General features: G+C 65.0%; 11 protein-coding genes. 9 read left to right on the top strand and 2 right to left on the bottom strand.

Annotated features, from left to right (window positions below):
- Positions 1 to 57: 57 nt before the first annotated feature.
- Positions 58 to 357, top strand: a complete 300-nt coding sequence (locus ACM42_RS04770; protein WP_271526833.1) for a hypothetical protein — start codon at positions 58 to 60, stop codon at positions 355 to 357.
- 5 nt (positions 358 to 362) lie between these two features.
- Here ACM42_RS04770 and mobA read toward each other — a convergent pair whose 3' ends face one another.
- Both mobA and ACM42_RS04760 read right to left on the bottom strand, forming a co-directional pair.
- Positions 363 to 1,019, bottom strand: a complete 657-nt coding sequence (mobA, locus tag ACM42_RS04765) for a molybdenum cofactor guanylyltransferase MobA (protein WP_370115557.1) — start codon at positions 1,017 to 1,019, stop codon at positions 363 to 365.
- Positions 1,000 to 1,890: a formate dehydrogenase accessory sulfurtransferase FdhD gene (locus ACM42_RS04760; RefSeq protein WP_271526831.1), complete on the bottom strand. Its 891-nt coding sequence runs from the start codon at positions 1,888 to 1,890 to the stop codon at positions 1,000 to 1,002. Before ACM42_RS04760 ends, mobA begins: the two co-directional genes overlap by 20 nt.
- A 184-nt stretch (positions 1,891 to 2,074) precedes the next feature.
- Here ACM42_RS04760 and mobB point away from each other — a divergent pair, with 184 nt between their 5' ends.
- From mobB to fdhF, 8 genes are all read left to right on the top strand, one after another.
- Positions 2,075 to 2,602 (top strand): molybdopterin-guanine dinucleotide biosynthesis protein B, encoded by a 528-nt coding sequence (gene mobB / locus ACM42_RS04755; RefSeq protein ID WP_028181370.1) that lies wholly within the window; start codon positions 2,075 to 2,077, stop codon positions 2,600 to 2,602.
- Between the two features lie 9 nt (positions 2,603 to 2,611).
- The gene (locus ACM42_RS04750) at positions 2,612 to 3,868 is read left to right on the top strand and encodes a molybdopterin molybdotransferase MoeA (RefSeq protein WP_271526830.1); all 1,257 of its coding nucleotides are present in this window, start codon (positions 2,612 to 2,614) and stop codon (positions 3,866 to 3,868) included.
- 45 nt (positions 3,869 to 3,913) lie between these two features.
- On the top strand, positions 3,914 to 4,147 hold the full coding sequence (locus tag ACM42_RS04745) for a sulfurtransferase TusA family protein (RefSeq protein ID WP_271526829.1): 234 nt from the start codon (positions 3,914 to 3,916) through the stop codon (positions 4,145 to 4,147).
- A 156-nt stretch (positions 4,148 to 4,303) separates the two neighbouring features.
- Entirely contained in the window at positions 4,304 to 5,737 is a 1,434-nt protein-coding gene (locus tag ACM42_RS04740) for a sigma-54-dependent transcriptional regulator (protein WP_271526828.1), read from the top strand.
- Positions 5,730 to 7,754 (top strand): sensor histidine kinase, encoded by a 2,025-nt coding sequence (locus ACM42_RS04735; RefSeq protein WP_271526827.1) that lies wholly within the window; start codon positions 5,730 to 5,732, stop codon positions 7,752 to 7,754. Before ACM42_RS04740 ends, ACM42_RS04735 begins: the two co-directional genes overlap by 8 nt.
- Positions 7,755 to 8,096: 342 nt before the next feature.
- Positions 8,097 to 9,749, top strand: coding sequence for an OFA family MFS transporter (locus ACM42_RS04730; protein WP_271526826.1), 1,653 nt, complete (start codon positions 8,097 to 8,099; stop codon positions 9,747 to 9,749).
- Positions 9,750 to 10,184: 435 nt separating this feature from the next.
- On the top strand, positions 10,185 to 11,891 hold the full coding sequence (locus ACM42_RS04725) for an NADH-ubiquinone oxidoreductase-F iron-sulfur binding region domain-containing protein (protein WP_271526825.1): 1,707 nt from the start codon (positions 10,185 to 10,187) through the stop codon (positions 11,889 to 11,891).
- The gene (fdhF, locus tag ACM42_RS04720) at positions 11,888 to 14,656 is read left to right on the top strand and encodes a formate dehydrogenase subunit alpha (protein ID WP_271526824.1); all 2,769 of its coding nucleotides are present in this window, start codon (positions 11,888 to 11,890) and stop codon (positions 14,654 to 14,656) included. The genes ACM42_RS04725 and fdhF overlap by 4 nt, the downstream gene beginning before the upstream one ends.
- Positions 14,657 to 14,881 lie beyond the last annotated feature (225 nt).

Genomic DNA, 14,881 nt, shown 5'->3' with positions numbered 1-14,881 from the left:
GTCGAGGGCCATGAACTCAGACGGCCGCCGCAGCGACCAAGGGACGTGAGCCAGATCATGACCGCGTCAACATCCGCAAATTTCCGCAAGATTGCTGCACTCGTCGCAGCGGCCGGCACGCTGTTCTGGCTCTACACGTTCTACTTCATCGCTCATGTCCCGCCCGGTGACGGCAGCGGCTTTCAATGGCTCGCGGTGTTTCCGCTGGGCATGATCTTCATGCTGTTCTTCGTGCCGGCCTGGCTATTGATCGCCATCGGCCGCTTGCCGCGGTTCACCATCGTCGTCGGCCTCTGCGGCCTGATCGCGTTCGCGATCATCTGGTCGCAGCTGCTCAACGAGTTTCCGAAATCTTGAAGTTGCTAGGATGCCTCATCCAGCGCCGCCAAGCGCTCGGCTTCGGAGATGTCCTCGACCGTGTTGGCATTGAAGAACGGATCGAGCGGCTCCGCCGGCCACGTCACCGTTGCGAGCGGATAGCGCGCGGTCCAGCGGTCGATCTTGCGGAGGTCCTCGACGACCAGCGCGTGGCGCAGCTCCTCACGCAAGGCGACGCGCCACAGCCCGATTACCGGATGGGACTGCTGGCCTGACGCGGCGACCGCAAGCTGCGCATTCTCACGCGCGCGTGCGTCATGCAGCCGTGCGACGAGATCGCGCGGCAGGAACGGGCAGTCGCCGGCGGCGCTGACCACCCATTCGGTCTCCGGCCGGTTCGTCGCGGTCCAGTCGAGCGCAGCGAGGATGCCGGCGAGGGGACCGGGAAAGCCGGGCACGTCGTCGGCGACGACTTGCAGGCCGAACGCAGCAAAGCGGGCGGGATCGCCGTTCGCGTTGAGGATCAGCCCGCTGCACTGGGGCGAAAGGCGCGCGATCACGCGCTCCAGGATGGTACGCCCGCCAATGGTGCGCATCGGCTTGTCGCCGCCGCCCATGCGCCGCGCGAGACCGCCGGCGAGCAGCACGCCGAGAGTCGAAGGAACGCTCGTTGCCGGAACCCTAGTCGTCACCACCTTCACCCTTGCGCTTGTGCCTGGCCGACTCCTCCTCGACATAGGCAAGGTTCTGGTCGTAGACGATGCGCTCCTCGCCTGCGAGCGCGATGAAGCGCTTTCCGCGGGTGCGTCCCACCAGCGTCAGCCCGACCTGCCTTGCGAGATCGACGCCCCAGGCGGTGAAGCCGGAGCGCGACACCAGAATCGGAATGCCCATGCGGACCGTCTTGATCACCATCTCCGAGGTAAGACGCCCGGTGGTGTAGAGGATCTTGTCGCCAGGCTCGACGCCGTGGCGGTACATCCAGCCCGCGATCTTGTCGACGGCGTTGTGGCGGCCGACGTCCTCGGTGTAGCAGAGCGGGGTGCCTTCCTTGCACAGCACGCAGCCATGGATCGCGCCGGCCTCGAGATAGAGCGAGGGCATGGTGTTGATGGTCTGCGTCATCTGGTAGAGCCAGGAGGTGCGCAGCTCCGCCTTCGGCAGCGCGACGCTCTCGACCGCCTCCAAGAGATCACCGAAGGCGGTGCCCTGCGCGCAGCCTGAGGTCTGCGTGCGCTTCTTCAGCTTGGCCTCGAAATTGGTGTGATGTGCGGTGCGCACCACGACCACCTGGAGGTCGTCGTCGTATTCGACCTCGGTGACCACGTCGCTAAATTTCAGCATGTTCTGGTTTAGCAGATAGCCGAGCGCCAGATATTCGGGATAGTCACCGATCGTCATCATGGTGACGATCTCCTGGGCATTCAGGTAGAGCGTCAATGGCCGCTCCATCGGGACCTTGATCTCGACCCTGGCGCCGGTCTGGTCGGTCCCGGTCACGCTCTGGGTCAGGCGCGGGTCGTCGGGGTTGGGGATGATCAGGGGTACCGGGGCTTTGTCGATCTTCATCATGGCGGCGAGGTTAGCATGACATTCGGGTCAAGCCGATATATGCATGGCGGGGAGATAACGAAATGCCGCTTTGTCGTCTTTGCGAGCGCAGCGAAGCAATCCGGACTCCCACGCTGCGCTCGCAATGACGGGGAGAGGCCGCAGGTTCCATCGGCCAGCGAGCCGTTGGCGGAGTCGAACGTTTATGAAAGTCATCGGCCTTGCGGGCTGGAGCGGTGCGGGCAAGACCACGCTGTTGACGCGGCTGATCCCGCATTTCAATGCGCAAGGCTTGCGCGTTTCCGTGATCAAGCATGCGCATCACCAGTTCGACGTCGACGTGCCCGGCAAGGATTCCTGGCGCCATCGCGAGGCCGGCGCGGCGGAGGTGCTGGTCGCTTCCTCGAACCGCTGGGCCCTGATGCACGAGCTGCGCGGGGCGGCGGAGCCGCGGCTGCCGGAGCTGCTCGGCAAGCTCTCCGCCGTCGATCTCGTCGTGGTCGAGGGTTTCAAGCGTGAGCCGCACCGCAAGATCGAGGTGCACCGCGCCGGCAATGGCAAGCCGCTGCTGTTTCCCGATGATCCCGGGATTGCCGGGATCGCGAGCGACGTCGCGATTGACACAAGGCTGCCGACTGTCCATCTCGACGATATCGCGGCTGCCGCGGAACTGTTGCTGCGCGCGGCGATGCCGGTCGAGGAAGCGGTGGCAAAGAGCGCCGCGATACGCTGACGAGGCACCATGGCGCAACTATCGGACGATTGTTTTGCCTTCGGCGGCCCTATGATGTCGGTCGACGAAGCCGTTGGCCTCATCACGACGCGCGTCAACGCGATTGTCGATCTCGAAACCGTGGCGCTGGTCGATGCCGACGGGCGCGTGCTCGCGCGCGACGTGGCCGCACCTTTGCCGCTGCCGCCGTTCACCAACTCCGCCGTCGACGGGTACGCCCTGCGCAACGCCGACCTTCCGGAAAGCGCCGAACGGGCGTTTCCGCTCGACGGTCGCATCCAGGCCGGCGGCCTTGCACAGGCGCCGATCAAGCCCGGTCACACCGCGCGCATCTTCACCGGCGCGCCGATGCCGCCCGATGCGGACACCGTCTTCATGCAGGAGGACGTCCGCATCGACGATTCCGGCAGGATCGTGCTGCCGCCGGGGTTGAAGCCCGGCGCCAATGTCCGTCCCGCAGGCGAGGACATTCCGCAAGGTCACGTCGCGCTCCGCGCCGGCCAGCGCTTGCGACCGCAGCATGTCGCCCTTGCCGCCGCGTTCGGTCTGACGGGGCTCGAGGTCGTCAGGCGCATCCGTGTCGCCGTGTTCTCGACTGGCGACGAATTGGCGTCGCCCGGCGAACCGCGCGCCGCCTCGCAGCTGTTCGATTCCAACCGTTTCATGCTGCTGGCGATGCTGCGCCGGCTCGGCTGCGAGGTCAGCGACCTCGGCATTCTGCGCGACGAACGCAGTTCGCTCGCGAACGGCTTGAAGCAGGTCGCGGGTCACCATGACCTGATCCTCACCACCGGCGGCGTCTCGACCGGAGAGGAGGATCACGTCAAGGCTGCGGTCGAGAGCATCGGCTCGCTGGTGCTGTGGCGGATGGCGATCAAGCCCGGACGTCCCGTGGCGATGGGCATCATCGGCGGCACGCCGCTGATCGGATTGCCCGGCAATCCCGTCGCGAGCTTCGTGACGTTTGTCCATGTGGTGCGACCGACGGTCTTGGCGCTCGCGGGCGGCTTGCCGGAGCCGTTGACGCCCATCCCGTTGCGCGCGGCGTTTGCTTACAGGAAGAAGGCCGGCCGGCGCGAATATGTGCGCGCTTCGCTGCGGCGCGCGCAGGACGGTGCGCTCGAGGCGATCAAGTTTCCGCGCGAAGGGGCCGGGCTGCTGTCCTCGCTGGTCGAGACCGACGGCCTCGTCGAGCTCGGCGAGGGCATCACGACTGTCGAGCCGGGGCAGGACGTCGGCTTCCTGTCCTACGCCGGTCTGCTCTAGGCGCCTTTGGTTGACGCGATCGACTGGTCCCGCCATGTTGCAGCCATGACCAGAACGATGCTCGATCTCACCGGACTGAAATGCCCGCTGCCCGCCCTGAAGACGCGCAAGGCGCTCAAGCCTTTGCAGCCGGGTGATCAGCTCGAGGTTCACTGCACCGATCCCCTGTCGGTGATTGACATTCCGAACCTGATCCGCGAGACCGGCGACAAGGTCGAGATCACCGAGCGCAACGAGGCGCGCATCGTGTTCCTGGTCGAAAAGAGCGGCGCCCTGTAAAAAGGCGAATGTTCACGGCGGCGACGTTTGACTATGCTGCGCCTGCGGGGGAACGGCCGGAGCTTCGCTGCAATGCGAAAGACGCCGATTATTGCGGTGGATGATCTCAAACCCAAGTTTCTCAAACCCAAGATTCTCAAACCTAAGACATCGGGCATGACTTTCTCAACATCGAGGGCAAGCGCAACCGCAAACTCCGCGGTGGGACGCGAGCCTGACGTCAAGCTCGGCAAGACGGCCGCAGGGCCGGAGTTCAGCGCGCTGGCGCAGGCCTCCATCCTGATCGTCGACGACGAGCCGGGCATGCGCAACTTCCTGGTGCGCACGCTTGCGCCGCGCTGCAAGCTGGTGGACGAGGCGGCCGATACCGACCAGGCTTCGCGCAAGCTCGATTCCAACCGCTACGACGTCGTCATTCTCGACAACATCATGCCAGGCAAGAATGGCGTCGACTGGCTCGCCGAGCAGCGCGCCGTCGGCTTCTTCGCCGATGCCATCCTGATCACCGCCTATGCCGACCTCGACACCGCGATCCAGGCCTTGCGCGCCGGTGCGGCCGATTTCGTGCTCAAGCCGTTCCGCTCCAATCAGATCCTCAACGCGGTGGCACGATGCCTCGACCGCGTCCGTCTCCAGCGCGAGAACTATGTCCTGCGCTATGCTCTGCGTGCCTCGTCCGACCGCACCTTTCTGCGCGACAATCTGATCGGACAGTCGGCAGCGACGCTGCGCGTGCGTGAAACCATCGCGCGCGTCGCGCGCCTGCCGACCTCGATTCTCCTCACCGGTGAATCCGGCACTGGCAAGGAAGTGGCAGCGCGCTCGATCCACTCGCTGTCCGATCGCGCCGACAAGCCCTTCGTGCCGGTGAATTGCGCGGCGATCCCGCCGGACATGATCGAGGCCGAGCTGTTCGGACACATCAAGGGCGCCTTCACCGGCGCCGATTCGGGCCGCGAGGGCTTGTTCCTGTATGCCCATGGCGGCACGCTGTTCCTCGACGAGATCGGGGAGCTGCCGCTGCCGATGCAGAGCAAGCTGCTCCGCGTGCTCGAAGACCGCCGCGTCCGTCCGGTTGGCTCCGAGCGCGAAGTTCCGGTCGACCTGCGCTTCATCTTCGCGACCAATGCCGAGCTTCAGAAGGAGGTCGAGAAGGGCCGCTTCCGAGCCGACCTGTTCTACCGGCTCAACGTGATGCAGATTCGCCTGCCGCTCCTGAAAGATCGCGGCGACGACGTGCAGGAGCTCGCCACCATCTTCATGAGCAAGCTGTCGGTGCAGCTCGGCATGCCGCCGGTGCCGATCGACGCCTCGGTGCGGGCGGCGCTCGCAAGCTATGACTGGCCGGGCAATGTGCGCGAGCTGCGCAATTTGATCGAGCGCACGCTGATCCTCGGCGCCTTCCCCGACGATTTCGCCGGTCCCCGCAACAACGGTCAGTCGGCGCCTGCCGACAGTCTTGCGGAACTCGAGCGCCGTCACATTCTCGGCGTGCTGAAGGAGGTCAATGGCAACCGCGAGGAGGCGGCTCGGCGTCTCGGTATCTCGCGCAAGACCATCGACCGCAAATGTGCGTTGTGGGATGTCTGATGCTGCCGGCCGCAGCGGCGAGCCCGTGCGGGGACGCTCCGTCCGCTTCCGGCTGCTCGCGATCGCGCTGCTGCCGATGCTGGTCATCCTGCCGCTCCTGCTTGGCGTTGCGATCTATCGCTGGAACGCGAAATTCGACGCGACCCTGATCTCCAAGGTGAACGGCGATCTCACCATCGCCCACCAATATCTTGCCCGCATCCTGGAAAAGACCGGCGTCCAGATCCGGGCGCTCAGCCTGTCGGCTCGCTTCCACGAGGTGCTGGCGCCGGAGGCGCGCGGCTCCCTGCAGGATCTGCTCGACGAGACCCGCAGGGAGATCGGTCTCGATTTCCTGTATCTGACCAACGGTCGCGGCGACGTCCTGGCCTCATCGCCGCCGTTGCAGCATCAACCGAGAAGTGACTGGCCGATCATCATGTCGGCGCTGTTGGGCCAGGTCCCTGCGACGGGCATCGACATTTTCGGCAATGACGAGCTCGCCGCAATTTCGCCGGCCCTGGCCGAGCGCGCGCGATTGGACCTCGTGCCGACCCCGAACGCGGTGCCGACCGACCGCAGCACGGAGACGCGCGGCATGGTCGTGCATGCGGCGAGTCGGGCGATGCTACCCGACGGTGGCGCCGCTGCGCTGGTCGGCGGCACCCTGCTCAACCAGAATCTGGAATTCATCGACACGATCAACGATCTCGTCTATCGCGCGGCAAGCCTGCCGGAGGGCAGCCAGGGCACCGCGACGCTGTTCCTGGACGACGTGCGGATATCGACCAACGTCCGCCTGTTCGAGGGACGGCGCGCGCTCGGCACGCGCGTGTCGGCGGCGGTGCGCTCGGCCGTGCTGGGCGAGGGGCGCACCTGGCTCGACAGCGCTTTCGTGGTCAATGACTGGTACATCTCCGCCTACGAGCCGCTGGTCGACAGTTACGGCAAGCGGGTCGGCATGCTTTATGTCGGCTTCCTGGAGAAGCCGTTCAGCGAAGCCAAATACCAGACATTGGTGATCATCGTCGCAGCGTTCATCGCGATCACCGCCGCGACCGTGCCGATCTTCCTGCGCTGGGCGACCTCCATCTTCATGCCGCTGGAGCGCGTCACCGCCACGATCACCGAGGTGGAGCGCGGGAATCTCTCCGCCCGCACCAGGATGCCGGTGTTGGGTGACGAGATCGGCCGCGTCGCGGTTCATCTGGACAGCCTGCTCGACCAGATCCAGGAACGCGACCGACAGCTCCGGGAGTGGAACGAGGAACTGAACGTCCGCGTGCGGGAGCGCACCCGGGACCTCGAGCACGCCAATCTCAAGCTCGAGGCAACCACCAAGCAGCTCATCATGTCCGAGAAGCTGGCTGCGATCGGCGAAATCACCGCCGGCGTTGCGCACGAGATCAACAATCCGATCGCGGTGATGCAGGGCAATCTCGATGTCATCCGCAGCGTGTTCGGGGCCGATGCCGACAGGGCGAAGGTCGAGTTTCGCCTGCTCGACGAGCAGATTCACCGCATCAGCCAGATCGTGACCAAGCTGTTGCAGTTTGCAAGGCCGGAGGAATATGCCGGCTATGTCGAGCGCCATGCGCCGGCCAGCGTCATCTCCGACTGTCTGCCGCTGGTGCAGCATCTTCTGAACAAGACCGAGATCGCCGTGGTCAGGGACGACCGCGCCAACCGGCTCGTGCTGATGAACCGCAACGAGCTGCAGCAGGTGTTGGTCAATCTCATCGTCAACGCGATCCACGCCATGCCGGACGGCGGAACCCTGACGCTCCGCTCCTTCGATGCCGAGCGCGACGGCCATCAAGGCGTCGCCATCGAGGTCGCCGACACCGGCATCGGCATGAGCACTGAGGTGATCGAGAAGATATTCGATCCCTTCTACACCACGAAGCGGCGGCAAGGCACCGGTCTGGGCCTCTCCATCAGCCAGACGCTGATCGAGCGACAGGGCGGACAGATCACCGCCGAAAGCCGCGTCGGCTCCGGAAGTACATTCACGGTGTGGCTGCCGGAAGCGGCCTGATTGGACATTTTGTCCGAGGCTTCCAGGACATTCTGTCCGGCGCGGCACATTGCGCTGCGGGAAGTCGTTGAATCGTCACGACGCGACTTCTGGCACGCGCGTTGCTCATCTCAGGACAGGGTGTTGAGGGGGGATGAGGGCGCGATAGCCGTCACGGCAACGCTGCTTGCGAGGCGAAAGGATCACCCGCGATCAGCTGCTTGCTCGGCGCACATGACGCGACGTGCATCAGACGATTCCGCTTCGACATGAAGTCCGACCTGTGGTGCGCGGCTGCCGAGCCCGCGCGCGACCGGTCTCAAACCGATGTGCCGGCAAGGCCGCGCTTGGGAGGTAATGCTTATGACGACTGCCGATACTGTTCTTGCACCGGTCGGTGCGTCCGGCTTCCTCGATCGTGAACGCACGATCGCGACGGCCGGCTTCAATCGCTGGCTGGTGCCGCCGGCGGCGCTGTGCATCCATCTCTGTATCGGCATGGCCTACGGCTTCTCGGTGTTCTGGCTTCCGCTGTCGCGTGCGATCGGGATCACGGCGCCGAAGGCCTGTTCGGACATGTCGCTGTGGCAGGAGCTGTTCACCACGAGCTGCGACTGGAAGGTCGCCAGCCTGGGCTGGATGTACACGCTGTTCTTCGTGCTGCTCGGCGTCTCCGCCGCGATCTGGGGCGGCTGGCTCGAGCGGGTCGGTCCGCGCAAGGCCGGCTTCGTCGCCGCTCTGTGCTGGTGCGGCGGCCTGTTTCTCGGCGCGATCGGCATCTACACCCACCAGCTCTGGCTGATGTGGCTGGGCTCGGGTGTGATCGGCGGCGTCGGTCTTGGCCTCGGCTACATCTCGCCGGTGTCGACGCTGGTGAAATGGTTCCCGGATCGCCGCGGCATGGCAACCGGCATGGCCATCATGGGCTTTGGCGGCGGTGCCATGATCGGCGCGCCGCTGGCGAATCTCCTGATGAACTACTTCAAGAGCCCGACCTCGGTCGGCGTCTGGGAGACGTTCGTTGCGATGGGCGTCATCTACTTCGTGTTCATGATGATCGGCGCGTTCCGCTATCGCATTCCGCCGACCGGCTGGCAGCCCGAGGGCTGGACGGCGCCGGTCAAGGCCAATGCGATGATCTCCAAGAACAACGTCCACCTGAATGACGCGCACAAGACGCCGCAGTTCTGGCTGATCTGGTGGGTGCTGTGCCTCAACGTCTCCGCCGGCATCGGCGTGATCGGCATGGCCTCGCCGATGCTTCAGGAAATCTTCGCCGGCAAGTTGATCGGCCTGCCCGACATCGGCTTCAACCAGCTCGATGCCGGACAGAAGGCGCAGATCGCGGCCATCGCCGCAGGCTTCGCCGGCCTGCTGTCGCTGTTCAACATCGGGGGCCGGTTCTTCTGGGCCTCGCTGTCGGACAAGATCGGACGCAAGAACACCTACTACACGTTCTTCATCCTCGGCATCGTGCTTTACGCGCTGGCCCCGACCTTCGCGGCGATGGGCTCGAAGCTGCTCTTCGTGCTCGGCTTCGGCATCATCCTGTCGATGTATGGCGGCGGCTTCGCCACCGTGCCGGCCTATCTCGCGGACATGTTCGGCACCCAGTTCGTCGGTGCCATCCATGGCCGGTTGCTGACGGCATGGTCGACCGCGGGCATCATCGGCCCGGTCGTGGTGAACTACATTCGCGAGTTCCAGCTCGCGGCCGGCGTTCCCCGCGACCAGCTCTACAACACCACCATGTACATCCTCTGCGCCATGCTGGTCGCGGGCCTGATCTGCAACTACCTGATCAAGCCCGTCGATTCGAAGTGGCACATGAGCGATGCAGACGTCGCCAAGCTCCAGGCCGCGAGCGCCAGCGCCGCCGCCGCAGGCCCGCACGGCTCCTACGGCATCGGCTTCGGCGGGCTCGACGCCAAGGCGGCGCTGTTCTGGGCCTTCGTCGGCATTCCGCTCGCCTGGGGTGTCTGGAAGACGCTGGAGAGCGCGGTCAAGATCTTCTGATCGCGCGCATTCGTTGCGAGCGGGAGCGCACCATGCGCGCGCTCCCGCCGTTCATTTCGATAAGGAGTGTCGCAAGGACGTGAAGGCCAAGGGCCTCGCGGGTGACGATCGCCAATTCCATATCAAGGAGTGCACGAGCAAATGCTGACCTTTCAACACCCTGGGCATGGAGGGTCACCTGTAGCCTCGGAGCGGGAGCTCGATGCGATTTCGCTATCGCAGCATAGGAAGCCTTTATTGATCTCCGGACCAATTCAGGCTTCGTTCTGTGAGTTGGCGCGTTGGACGAACGCAAGGCCACGTCCGGACAGCGATGCAGGGTTGCCCTTGGGCTGCGCGCTTAACTGCTTCCGTGAGCATGATAATTTTCTTGGCATATGGCATGCCAGAAGCTAGAACTGGAGCAGTTCTAAAGGACGAGATCGGGACGAATCGATGAGCCATGACGACGTGCACAAGGTCCGCTCCTTCGAGCATCCCGGAGAGGGACGCCGGCGCGCCAAGGCGACCCCGAAGGGACGCCAGGTCGATCCGGCCGCTGCGCATGAAATTGAGTTGCTGCTCGGCGACCGTCCACGGCGGCGCGACCTGCTCATCGAATATCTGCACCTGATCCAGGACAAATATCGCCAGATCTCGGCCGCGCATCTGGCAGCCCTCGCCGACGAGATGAAGCTCTCCTTCGCCGAGGTGTTCGAGACCGCGACCTTCTACGCCCATTTCGACGTGGTGAAGGAGGGCGAGCAGGATATTGCGCCGCTCACCATCCGCGTCTGCGACTCCCTCACTTGCGCGATGCTCGGCGGTGAGAAGCTGCTGGAAGACCTGCAAAGCAAAGCTGGACCGGGCATCCGCGTCGTACGCGCGCCCTGTGTCGGCCGCTGCGATACCGCACCCGCCGCCGAGGTCGGTCACAACTTCGTCGATCACGCCACCGTAGCCAATGTGATGGCGGCGGCAAAAGCAGGCGACACTCACGCGCATCTGCCCGGATATGTCGACTACGACGCCTATGTCGCCGGCGGCGGCTACAGGCTGCTGGGCCGTGTGCGCTCGGGCGAGCTGCCGAAGGACGATCTCCTGAAGGCGCTCGACGACGCCTCGCTGCGCGGCCTCGGCGGTGCCGGCTTCCCGACGGGGCGCAAATGGCGCGCGGTGCTGGGAGAGCCCGGCCCGCGGCTGATGGCGATCAATGGCGACGAGGGCGAGCCCGGCACGTTCAAGGACCGCTACTATCTGGAAACCGATCCGCATCGTTTCATCGAGGGCATGCTGATCGGCGCGCAGGTGGTCCAGGCCTCCGACGTCTACATCTATCTGCGCGACGAATATCCGGCCGCGCGCGAGATCCTCCAGCGCGAGATTGCAAAGCTGCCGCCGGGCGGCCCGACCCTGCACATGCGGCGCGGCGCCGGCGCCTACATCTGCGGCGAGGAATCCTCGCTGCTGGAGAGCATCGAGGGCAAGCGCGGCCTGCCCCGGCACAAGCCGCCTTATCCGTTCCAGGTCGGCCTGTTCGGCCTGCCGACCCTGATCAACAACATCGAGACGCTGTGGTGGGTGCGCGACATCGTCGAGAAGGGCGCCGACTGGTGGAAGGGCCATGGCCGCCACGAGCGTCACGGTCTGCGCAGCTTCTCGGTCTCCGGGCGCGTGAAGAATCCCGGCATGAAGCTCGCGCCCGCCGGCATCACCGTGCGTGAGCTGATCGAGGAATATTGCGGCGGCATGGCCGATGGCCATCAGTTCTACGCCTATCTTCCGGGTGGCGCGTCCGGCGGCATTCTGCCGGCGTCGATGGACGACATCCCGCTCGATTTCGGCACGCTGGAGAAATACGGCTGCTTCATCGGATCGGCCGCGATCGTGATCCTGTCGCAAAAGGACAGCGTGCGTGCGGCGGCGCTGAACCTGATGAAGTTCTTCGAGGACGAGAGCTGCGGCCAGTGCACGCCGTGCCGGGTCGGAACCCAGAAGGCAGCGCTGCTGATGCAAAAGCCGGTCTGGAACCGTGCCTTGCTCGAAGAATTGAGCCAGGCGATGCGCGATGCCTCCATCTGCGGGCTCGGACAGGCGGCATCGAATCCGCTGTCCTCCGTGATCAAATATTTCCCTGACGAGTTCAAGGAAGCGGCCGAATGACGAAGATTACGTTCGAGCTCGACGGCAAGCAGGTCGAGGCCAATCCCGGCGAAACGATCTGGCAGGTGGCAAAGCGCCAGGGCCGCGAGATTCCGCATCTGTGCTATTCGCCGGCACCGGATTATCGCCCCGACGGCAATTGCCGCGCCTGCATGGTCGAGATCGAGGGCGAGCGCGTCTTGGCGGCGTCCTGCAAGCGCACCCCGTCGGTCGGCATGAAGGTGAAGACCGAATCCGCGCGCGCGGTCTCGGCGCAAAAGATGGTGATGGAGCTGCTGGTCGCCGACCAGCCGGCGCGCGAGACCTCGCACGATCCGGATTCGAAGTTCTGGCACTGGGCCGAGACGACGGGCGTCACCGAGAGCCGCTTCCCCGCCGCCGAGCGCTGGGCGACCGACGCCAGCCATCCGGCGATGCGCGTCAATCTCGATGCCTGCATCCAGTGCGGCCTCTGCGTGCGCGCCTGTCGCGAGGTCCAGGTCAACGACGTCATCGGCATGGCCTATCGCAACCATGGCGCCAAGATCGTGTTCGACTTCGACGATCCCATGGGCGAGTCCACCTGCGTCGCCTGCGGCGAATGCGTGCAGGCCTGTCCGACCGGCGCCTTGATGCCGGCCGTGATGCTGGACGAGAAGCAGACCCGCGTGACCTATGCCGACAGGAAGGTCGACTCGCTCTGCCCGTTCTGCGGCGTCGGCTGTCAGGTGACCTACGAGGTCAAGGACGAGAAGGTGATCTATGCGGAAGGCCGCGACGGCCCCGCCAATCACAATCGTCTTTGTGTGAAGGGCCGCTTCGGCTTCGACTACATCCACCATCCGCATCGCCTGACCAAGCCGCTGGTACGGCTGCCGAATGCGAAGAAGGACGCCAACGACCAGGTCGATCCGGCCAATCCGTTCACCCATTTCCGAGAGGTGAGCTGGGAGGAAGCGCTCGACATCGCGGCCAGGGGGCTCGTCAAGATCCGCGACGAGAAGGGCGTGAAGGCGCTGGCCGGCTTCGGTTCGGCCAAGGGTTCGAACGAAGAGGCCTATCTGTTCCAGAAGCTGGTGCGCACCGGTTTCGGTTCGAACAACGTCGACCATTGCACCCGCCTGTGCCACGCATCGTCGGTCGCAGCGCTGTTCGAAGGCTTGAGCTCGGGCGCGGTGTCCGCGCCGTTCTCCGCCGCGATGGATGCCGAAGTGATCTGGGTGATCGGCGCCAACCCGACCGTGAACCATCCGGTCGCCGCGACTTTCATCAAGAACGCGGTCAAGCAGAACGGCGCCAAGCTGTTCGTGATGGATCCGCGCCGGCAGACGCTGTCGCGCCATGCGACCAAGCATCTACAGTTCAAGCCCGGCTCGGACGTCGCCATGCTGAACGCGATGATCAACACGATCATCACCGAGGGCCTCACCGACGACCAGTACATCGCCGGCTACACCGAGGGGTTTGAGGAGCTCAAGGAGAAGATCAAGGAGTTCACGCCGGAGAAGATGGAGCCGATCTGCGGCGTCCCGGCGCAGACGCTGCGCGAGGTGGCGCGGACCTATGCCCGCGCGAAGTCGTCGATCATCTTCTGGGGCATGGGCATCAGCCAGCATGTCCACGGCACCGACAATGCGCGCTGCCTGATTGCGCTGGCGCTGATCACCGGCCAGGTCGGCCGTCCCGGCACGGGCCTGCATCCGCTGCGCGGCCAGAACAACGTGCAGGGCGCCTCCGACGCCGGCCTGATTCCGATGTTCCTGCCGGACTATCAGCCGGTCGGCCGCGACGACATGCGCGGCGCTTTCGAAAAGCTCTGGCAGCAGGATCTCGATCCCGTCCGCGGCCTGACCGTGGTCGAGATCATGAACGCGATCCATGCCGGCGAGATCAAGGGCATGTATATCGAGGGCGAGAATCCCGCGATGTCCGATCCCGACCTCCAGCATGCCCGCCAGGCGCTGGTCATGCTCGATCATCTCGTGGTGCAGGATCTCTTCGTCACCGAGACGGCGTTCCACGCCGACGTCATCCTGCCGGCCTCGGCCTTCGCCGAGAAGGAGGGCTCGTTCACCAACACCGACCGCCGTGTGCAGCTCGCGCGCCAGGTGATCAAGCCGCCCGGCGATGCGCGGCAGGATCTCTGGATCATCCAGGAGATCGGCAAGCGGATGGGCCTGCCGTGGAATTATGCCGGCCCCGGCGACGTCTTCACCGAGATGGCACAGCTGATGCCCTCGCTGAAGAACATCACTTGGGAGCGGCTGCTGCGTGAAGGCGCGGTGACCTATCCGGTCGACGGTCCGGACCAGCCCGGCAACGAGATCATCTTCACCACGGGCTTCCCGACCGCGAGCGGCCGCGGCAAGATCGTGCCGGCCAAGGTGATCCCGCCGGACGAGTTGCCTGACGCCGAATACCCGATGGTGCTCTCGACCGGCCGCGTGCTGGAGCACTGGCACACCGGCTCGATGACGCGCCGCGCGCAGGTGCTCGACCAGATCGAGCCGGAGGCGGTCGCCTTCATGTCACCGAAGGACATGCGCAAGAAGCAGCTCGCGCCCGGCGATTTCATTCGGCTGGAGACACGGCGCGGTGCCGTCGAGGTCAAGGTCCGCTCCGACCGCGACGTGCCGGAGAATATGGTGTTCATGCCGTTCTGCTACGCGGAAGCGGCGGCGAACCTGTTGACCAACCCGGCGCTCGACCCGTTCGGCAAGATCCCGGAGTTCAAGTTCTGCGCAGCCAGGGCCGAGCGTGTCGAGATGAGGGACGCGGCGGAGTAGGGCTAACGCACTCCGCGGTCTTTCGACGTCGCGAAGCGGCCAAGCTCTCGGTGTCGTCCCGGCGAACGCCGGGACCCATACCGCGTGATTCACTCGAGTGGGGACGGTCGCAGTCCCGGACCACGAGTCTTCGCCAAATTCCTCCTTGGGGTGATGGGTCCCGGCGTTCGCCGGGACGATACCGGGTTTGTGGCGCGGGTGTGGATTCCATCGCCATGGCTTCGC

This window comes from Bradyrhizobium sp. CCBAU 25338, from assembly GCF_028128965.1.
GTDB classification, from domain to species: Bacteria; Pseudomonadota; Alphaproteobacteria; order Rhizobiales; family Xanthobacteraceae; genus Bradyrhizobium; species Bradyrhizobium liaoningense.
Note: the sequence above shows the minus strand (reverse complement) of the source record. Positions and strands in the feature narration are given on the sequence as shown.

Excerpts from the sequence above, each read along its gene's own strand:
- ACM42_RS04770 (WP_271526833.1), top strand. The coding sequence starts at position 58 with ATGACCGCGTCAACATCCGCAAATTTCCGCAAGATTGCTGCACTCGTC.
- ACM42_RS04760 (WP_271526831.1), bottom strand. The coding sequence starts at position 1,890 with ATGATGAAGATCGACAAAGCCCCGGTACCCCTGATCATCCCCAACCCC.
- mobB (WP_028181370.1), top strand. The coding sequence starts at position 2,075 with ATGAAAGTCATCGGCCTTGCGGGCTGGAGCGGTGCGGGCAAGACCACG.
- ACM42_RS04750 (WP_271526830.1), top strand. The coding sequence starts at position 2,612 with ATGGCGCAACTATCGGACGATTGTTTTGCCTTCGGCGGCCCTATGATG.
- ACM42_RS04745 (WP_271526829.1), top strand. The coding sequence starts at position 3,914 with ATGACCAGAACGATGCTCGATCTCACCGGACTGAAATGCCCGCTGCCC.
- ACM42_RS04740 (WP_271526828.1), top strand. The coding sequence starts at position 4,304 with ATGACTTTCTCAACATCGAGGGCAAGCGCAACCGCAAACTCCGCGGTG.
- ACM42_RS04735 (WP_271526827.1), top strand. The coding sequence starts at position 5,730 with ATGTCTGATGCTGCCGGCCGCAGCGGCGAGCCCGTGCGGGGACGCTCC.
- ACM42_RS04730 (WP_271526826.1), top strand. The coding sequence starts at position 8,097 with ATGACGACTGCCGATACTGTTCTTGCACCGGTCGGTGCGTCCGGCTTC.
- ACM42_RS04725 (WP_271526825.1), top strand. The coding sequence starts at position 10,185 with ATGAGCCATGACGACGTGCACAAGGTCCGCTCCTTCGAGCATCCCGGA.
- fdhF (WP_271526824.1), top strand. The coding sequence starts at position 11,888 with ATGACGAAGATTACGTTCGAGCTCGACGGCAAGCAGGTCGAGGCCAAT.